Source organism: Streptomyces sp. NPDC002779 (assembly GCF_042888685.1).
Lineage (GTDB): Bacteria > Actinomycetota > Actinomycetes > Streptomycetales > Streptomycetaceae > Streptomyces.
Genome location: NZ_JBIAQC010000006.1, coordinates 509133 through 515331, shown reverse-complemented (window position 1 = coordinate 515331; position 6199 = coordinate 509133). Strand labels below are relative to the sequence as shown.

Here is a 6199-nt window from a genome sequence, read left to right as displayed (position 1 = left end):
TCCTTTGTACTCACCCTCTCGGGCTTTCCTCCGGGCTTCCCTTCGGTCTTGCGTTTCCGACTCTATCAGATCCTTTTCCGATCCGATTTCCTCGGTGCTTTCCAGGTTTCCGCTTTCGCGTTTCCCTTTCCGGCGGTTCCGACTTTATCAGAAGTTCCGGACCGGTCTGACCGGCTACCCATTTCCGATTCATCGGGAGGGGCTTCTCAGTAATCGATTTGATCGATACTTCAAGAAGCAGCTAGATACTCGCTGTCGCCGACCGGAGCGCGTCCAGTCCAGGCAACTGTTCGAATCTACCTCCCCGATCCATCCGTGTCAACGGCTCTCTCGGGGCGAAGAGGAGACTAGCAGCTCATCAGGTGTGTCTGCACATCAGGCAGCCGTAGGCACAGTGGCGCCGCGCTCGGCTTCCTCGACGTCGCCCGTCTCGCCGGCCCGCGCCGCACGGCCGCCGACGACGTAGACGTAGGCGAGGAAGGCCAGCTCGGCGACGACTCCGATGGTGATCCGGGCCCAGGTGGGCAGGCCGGACGGGGTGACGAAGCCTTCGATGGCGCCGGAGATGAAGAGGACCAGGGCGAGGCCTATCGCCATGCCCACAGCGGCTCGGCCTTCTGCGGCGAGGGCTGTGCGTCGGGTGCGCGGGCCGGGGTCGATGACGGTCCAGCCGAGGCGCAGTCCTGTGCCGGCGGCGACGAAGACCGCCGTGAGTTCGAGCAGGCCGTGGGGCAGGACCAGGCCGAGGAACGTGTCGAGACGGCCCGCCGATGACATCAGGCCGATTCCGACGCCGAGGTTGAGCATGTTCTGGAAGAGGATCCAGAGGACGGGCAGGCCCAGGAAGACGCCCAGGACGAGGCAGAGTGCGGCGGCCTGGGCGTTGTTCGTCCAGACCTGCGCCGCGAAGGAGGCCGCTGGGTGGCTGGAGTAGTACGTCTCGTACTGGCCGCCGGGGCGGGTGAGCTCACGCAGTTCGCTCGGCGCCGCGATGGACGACTGCACTTCGGGGGTCGTGCCGATCCACCAGCCCAGGAGAGCGGCGACGAGAGTCGACAGGAGTGCGGTGGGCACCCACCAGTGGCGTGCTTTGTAGACGGCGGCGGGAAAGCCGTGCGTGAGGAAGCGGGTCGCGTCGCGCCAGGAGGCGCGTCGGGTTCCTGTCACGGCGCTACGCGCGCGTGCCACCAGTTGGCTGAGCCGTCCGGTCAGCTGCGGGTCCGGGGCGCTGGACTGGATCAGGGAGAGGTGGGTGGCCGTGCGTTGGTAGAGAGCGACGAGTTCGTCCGCCTCCGCGCCGGTCAGGCGGCGCTGGCGCTGGAGCAGGGTGTCGAGGCGGTCCCACTCGGCCCGGTGCGCGGTGACGAAGACGTCGAGGTCCATCTGCGTGCCTGCTCCTCGGCTGGTCGTCGGCGGCTCTTCGTGGATGTCAGCTTGTCGTACTGGGGCGCGATGTGCCCTCAGCTTGGCAGACTGGCCGTTCCGGGGGCAGGTCAGGGGAAGGACGTCGGGCGTGAGTGAGCTGGTGACGGGCGAGGCGGTGGCGCTGGAGTTGCGCCCTGCGAGGCTGCCCAGCAGGGCGCTAGCCGTGCTGCTCGATCTGGTCGTGGCCGTCGCTGCCTACATCGCCGTGTCGCTCGGTCTGCTGGCGGCCACCGCGTCCCTGGACGAGGCGGCGCAGGTCGCGGTGTCGATCGCGTCGTTCATTCTGGTTCTGGTGGGCGCGCCGATCGCGGTCGAGACGCTCAGCCATGGCCGCTCGCTCGGAAAGCTGGCGTGCGGGCTGCGTGTGGTGCGCGATGACGGCGGGCCGATCCGCTTCCGGCATGCACTGGTGCGGGGCGCCATCGGCGTCATCGAGATTCTGCTGACCTTCGGGGTCGTCGCCTGTATCGCGTCGCTGGTCTCGGCGCGTGGGCGGCGGCTCGGGGACGTGTTCGCGGGGACCCTCGTCGTACGGGAGCGGGTGCCGCAGGCCCGGAGCGGCTTGGTGCCGCCGCCTCCGCCGTGGCTGGCCGGGCGGTTCTCGGGGTTGGATCTGTCCGCGGTGCCCGATGGGCTCTGGCTCGCCATCCGGCAGTACCTGACGCGGATGCAGCAGCTGGATCCGCAGGTCGGTCTGGCGATGGCCGAGCGCCTGGCCGCTGACCTGGCGGCTCGTACGGGTACCCAGGTGCCGCCGGGTGTGCCGCCGGCGGCGTATCTGGCGGCCGTGGTGCAGGAACGGCAGGTTCGGGAAACCCGGCGGGCCTACGCCGGTGGACCCGCGGCGGCCCCGGCGCCCACCGGTGGCTGGCCCCAGCCTGCACCGGAGCCGGGTGCATACGGACCTCCCACCGGGCCCCCCACCGCCCAGCCCGCCTTCGAAGTGCCGCCTGCCACGAGCCCTGCGCCCTCGACTTCGCCCACGCCGTACGAAAAGCCCTCAGCCGAACGTCCCGGCACCGGCTTCGTGCCGCCTGCGTGATCGCCGCGGGGTCGCTCACACGAACGATCGTCAGGCGGACGTCCAGGCCAACCTTCAGCCGAACGAGGACGGCGGCGACTCAAGCTCCTCCAGCTCGATCCCGGGCGCCGCGAGGACCACGTCCCCGGCGATGTGCACGACGTGCTGCTCCCCCGTGTCCAGGGCTGTGACCTGGTACTCGTCCACGGTCAGAGGGGCGTTGTCAGTGGCGTGTGCTTCTCTTTTCACCAGGGCCCAGGACTGGTCGACGGTGCGTGGGGCGAGCACTGGGTCCGTGAAGGCGACGAGGCGTACGCGAGTGGCGGATCCGGAGGGGGTGAGGTTCAGCAGACGGGTGGTGGCGATCAGGAACGCGGGGGACGTGCCGGTGAAGGCGTGGGCGGGCACATTGCCTTCCGTGGCGTCGGCCCCGGTGGGGTCCGTACGGACCCAGGTGACGCCGTCGAGGGCGGCACCGCGCACCTGCCAGCCGCCGGCGTGGAGTTCGAGGCGGATGGGGCGGCCGAGTTCGTCGAGAGTGAGGTCGACGGATCCGTTGTGATCGCCCGACGGGGTGGTCAGCTGGGAGACATAGCGCCAGCCGGAAGGGCCGGGCGCGCAGTGGAAGTGTTCTTCTGCGAGGGGGGTGTGATCGTGCGGATCGTGGAGCGAATACCGGCCGCGGGGCATGGGGGTCCTGAGTCTTGACGGGCTGCTGCGGCCACTGAGGGCCGGACGGGCAGGCCCCCGGCACGGGGGTGCGGGGGCCTGCCCTGAGGACCTGCTGCCGGTGAGCGCGTCAGTGCACACGCGCTCACCGGGGAGTCCGGATCAGTAGGTGCCCGGACAGTAGGAGTCCGGACCATCGAGCGTCCGGATCAGTAGCGGTAGTGGTCCGGCTTGTAGGGACCCTCGACCTCGACGCCGATGTACGCGGCCTGCTCGGGGCGGAGCGTGGTCAGCTTCACGCCGAGCGCGTCCAGGTGGAGGCGGGCGACCTTCTCGTCGAGGTGCTTCGGCAGGGTGTACACGCCGATCGGGTACTCCGACTGCTTGGTGAACAGCTCGATCTGGGCCAGGGTCTGGTCCGCGAAGGAGTTGGACATCACGAACGACGGGTGACCGGTGGCGTTGCCCAGGTTCAGCAGGCGGCCCTCGGAGAGGACGATGAGCACCTTGCCGTCGGGGAAGGTCCAGGTGTGGACCTGCGGCTTGACCTCGTCCTTGACGATGCCGGGGATCTTGGCGAGGCCGGCCATGTCGATCTCGTTGTCGAAGTGGCCGATGTTGCCGACGATGGCCTGGTGCTTCATCTTGGCCATGTCCGAGGCCATGATGATGTCCTTGTTGCCGGTCGTGGTGATGAAGATGTCGGCCTTGTCGATGACCTCGTCGAGGGTCGTGACCTGGTAGCCGTCCATCGCCGCCTGGAGCGCGCAGATCGGGTCGATCTCGGTGACGATCACCCGGGCGCCCTGGCCGCGAAGGGACTCCGCGCAGCCCTTGCCCACGTCGCCGTAGCCGCAGACGACCGCGGTCTTGCCGCCGATGAGGACGTCGGTGGCGCGGTTGATGCCGTCGATCAGGGAGTGACGGCAGCCGTACTTGTTGTCGAACTTCGACTTGGTGACGGCGTCATTGACGTTGATCGCCGGGAACAGGAGGTGGCCGTCGCGCTGCATCTCGTACAGGCGGTGGACACCGGTCGTGGTCTCCTCGGTGACACCGCGGATCTCGGAGGCCAGCTGGGTCCACTTCTGCGAGCCGTCCGTGATGGTGCGGTGCAGGAGCTCGAGGATGACGCGGTGCTCGTCGGACTCGGCGGTGTCGACCGAGGGGACCTTGCCGTCCTTCTCGTACTCGACGCCCTTGTGGACGAGGAGGGTTGCGTCACCACCGTCGTCGAGGATCATGTTCGGGCCGCCGGTGGGGGTGTTGGGCCAGGTCAGCGCCTGCTCCGTGCACCACCAGTACTCCTCCAGGGTCTCGCCCTTCCAGGCGAAGACCGGGACGCCCTGCGGGTTCTCGGGCGTGCCGTTCGGGCCGACGGCGATGGCGGCGGCGGCGTGGTCCTGGGTGGAGAAGATGTTGCAGGAGGCCCAGCGGACCTCGGCGCCGAGGGCGACCAGGGTCTCGATGAGGACGGCGGTCTGCACGGTCATGTGCAGGGAGCCGGTGACGCGGGCGCCGGCGAGCGGCTGGGCCTCGGCGTACTCCCTGCGGATCGCCATCAGGCCGGGCATCTCGTGCTCGGCGAGGGTGATCTCCTTGCGGCCGAACTCGGCCAGGGAGAGGTCGGCGACCTTGAAGTCCTGTCGGTTCTCGACAGTCGTCATTGCGAGCTGCTCCTCGGGGTGTGGGTCGAGGTGGGTAGGGCTGGTCTGCGCGGCGGCGGACACAGGGGTGCCCGAAGAGGACACAGGCATGCCCGCGTGCGCGCAGCGCAGTCCGTCGGAGGCCCTCTCTCCCTCGGCCGGTCCGTGTCGGGACCGACCGACCGCCATCAGCAGCGACGTCTGGCTCCCACCCAAGCTACACCGGACGACCCGGCCACCCCAGCCCGCCTTCGTAGAGATACGGCCCTCGCGGGTAGCTGCGGGGGGCGACGGGTGGGGTCGGCGACAGGTCTGACAGGAGGCGCAGCAGCGATAACAGGACACCGGTGAATGGCAGGGCAGGCAGGGCAAAGAGGGACGTCATCGGGCTTTCCGAGGGCATTCACACCCGGAGCGGCTGATCGAGCGGGTGCGCTCCGCCCGGTGCACACGGCGGGCGGCGGAGGGTGTCGAGTGGGGCTCGCTGGACGGTACGAAGGCCAGACTGGTGTTCATGATCGCCGTACCGGAGGCGGCCGCGGGCGATGAACATCTGATCCGGTAGCCGTCGGACGGGTGCTCGACGAGATCCCGTTGCCATCCGGCGGGCCCGCGGTCGTGTGGGCCGTGGGGCCGTCCGGCGTGGTCGCGGGAGGTCGATACGCTCTGCCGCCGCGGGAGTTCCGCGTGGGGAGGGAGTGGCGATGGATGCGAGCACGGCGCGCAGGCTCACGGTGGCGGCCTGGGTGGTCGGGCTGCTGGGGCTGACGCTGGTGGCCGGGTCCCTGGTGTGGCTGCGGACGGGGTATGTGCTGTCCAAGGTGAACAGCGAGAGCATGACGCCCACGTACGCCGTCGGCGACCGGATCGTCGCCGAGCGCGTCGACGGGGACGAGGTGGAGCCGGGCGATGTGGTGCTGTTCTCGGCGCCGGACCGGTACGGGCCCGGCGTGCAGGTGATGCAGCGCGTCATCGGGGTGGGCGGCGACCGGGTGGCATGCTGCGACGGGCAGGACACGCCCCGGGAGGCGCTCACCGTCAACGGGGAGCGGCTGCGCGAGTCGTATGTGCGGGACGGCATCGCGGACGGCCTGCGTCAGCCGTACGACGTGACCGTGCCCGAGGGGCGGTTGTTCCTGCTCGGCGACCACCGGCTGAACTCGCGTGACGCGCGGGCCTTCCCCGAGGACCACGGTGGGACGGTGCCCGTCGGCGCCGTCGAGGGGCGGGTGATCGACAGCTTCACGGGGCCGTTGCTGCTGGGGGCCGCCGCGTTTCTCGGGCTGGTGGTCGCGCTGCTCGGGTTCGTGCTCGCGATCGGGGCCCGGGTGGTGCGGCGGCGGCCGGCGCAGCAGGCGGTGCTGTGGCCCGAGCATCTGTGACGCCCGTGCCGTACGACGAAGGGGTCCGCCGAACCACTCGGCGGACCCCTTCGTCG

5 protein-coding genes and 1 pseudogene are annotated in these 6199 nt (G+C 69.7%); 3 read left to right on the top strand and 3 right to left on the bottom strand.

The genetic code is table 11. The annotated features are described in order from the left end of the window. Nucleotides 1-375: 375 nt before the first annotated feature. Nucleotides 376-1383 (bottom strand): stage II sporulation protein M, encoded by a 1008-nt coding sequence (locus tag ACFYW5_RS20425; RefSeq protein ID WP_389418422.1) that lies wholly within the window; start codon nt 1381-1383, stop codon nt 376-378. A 130-nt stretch (nt 1384-1513) separates the two neighbouring features. Between ACFYW5_RS20425 and ACFYW5_RS20420 the strand changes: the two genes are divergently transcribed. Further along, entirely contained in the window at nt 1514-2467 is a 954-nt protein-coding gene (locus tag ACFYW5_RS20420) for an RDD family protein (RefSeq protein WP_389418421.1), read from the top strand. 54 nt (nt 2468-2521) lie between these two features. Here ACFYW5_RS20420 and ACFYW5_RS20415 read toward each other — a convergent pair whose 3' ends face one another. Both ACFYW5_RS20415 and ahcY read right to left on the bottom strand, forming a co-directional pair. After that, nucleotides 2522-3136, bottom strand: a complete 615-nt coding sequence (locus ACFYW5_RS20415; RefSeq protein WP_389418420.1) for a hypothetical protein — start codon at nt 3134-3136, stop codon at nt 2522-2524. 188 nt (nt 3137-3324) lie between these two features. Next, on the bottom strand, nt 3325-4782 hold the full coding sequence (ahcY, locus tag ACFYW5_RS20410; RefSeq protein WP_389418419.1) for an adenosylhomocysteinase: 1458 nt from the start codon (nt 4780-4782) through the stop codon (nt 3325-3327). Between the two features lie 433 nt (nt 4783-5215). On the opposite strand from ahcY, the pseudogene ACFYW5_RS20405 reads away from it, so the two are divergent. Next, nucleotides 5216-5317: pseudogene (locus ACFYW5_RS20405) on the top strand (PTS sugar transporter subunit IIA); the annotation flags it as partial. A 148-nt stretch (nt 5318-5465) separates the two neighbouring features. Then, nucleotides 5466-6143 (top strand): signal peptidase I, encoded by a 678-nt coding sequence (lepB, locus tag ACFYW5_RS20400; protein ID WP_389418418.1) that lies wholly within the window; start codon nt 5466-5468, stop codon nt 6141-6143. The last annotated feature ends 56 nt before the right edge of the window (nt 6144-6199 follow it).

What these genes read in the sequence shown, in the direction of transcription:
- ACFYW5_RS20415 (WP_389418420.1), bottom strand. Translation starts at nt 3,136, where the DNA reads ATGCCCCGCGGCCGGTATTCGCTCCACGATCCGCACGATCACACCCCC.
- lepB (WP_389418418.1), top strand. Translation starts at nt 5,466, where the DNA reads ATGGATGCGAGCACGGCGCGCAGGCTCACGGTGGCGGCCTGGGTGGTC.
- ACFYW5_RS20425 (WP_389418422.1), bottom strand. Translation starts at nt 1,383, where the DNA reads ATGGACCTCGACGTCTTCGTCACCGCGCACCGGGCCGAGTGGGACCGC.
- ahcY (WP_389418419.1), bottom strand. Translation starts at nt 4,782, where the DNA reads ATGACGACTGTCGAGAACCGACAGGACTTCAAGGTCGCCGACCTCTCC.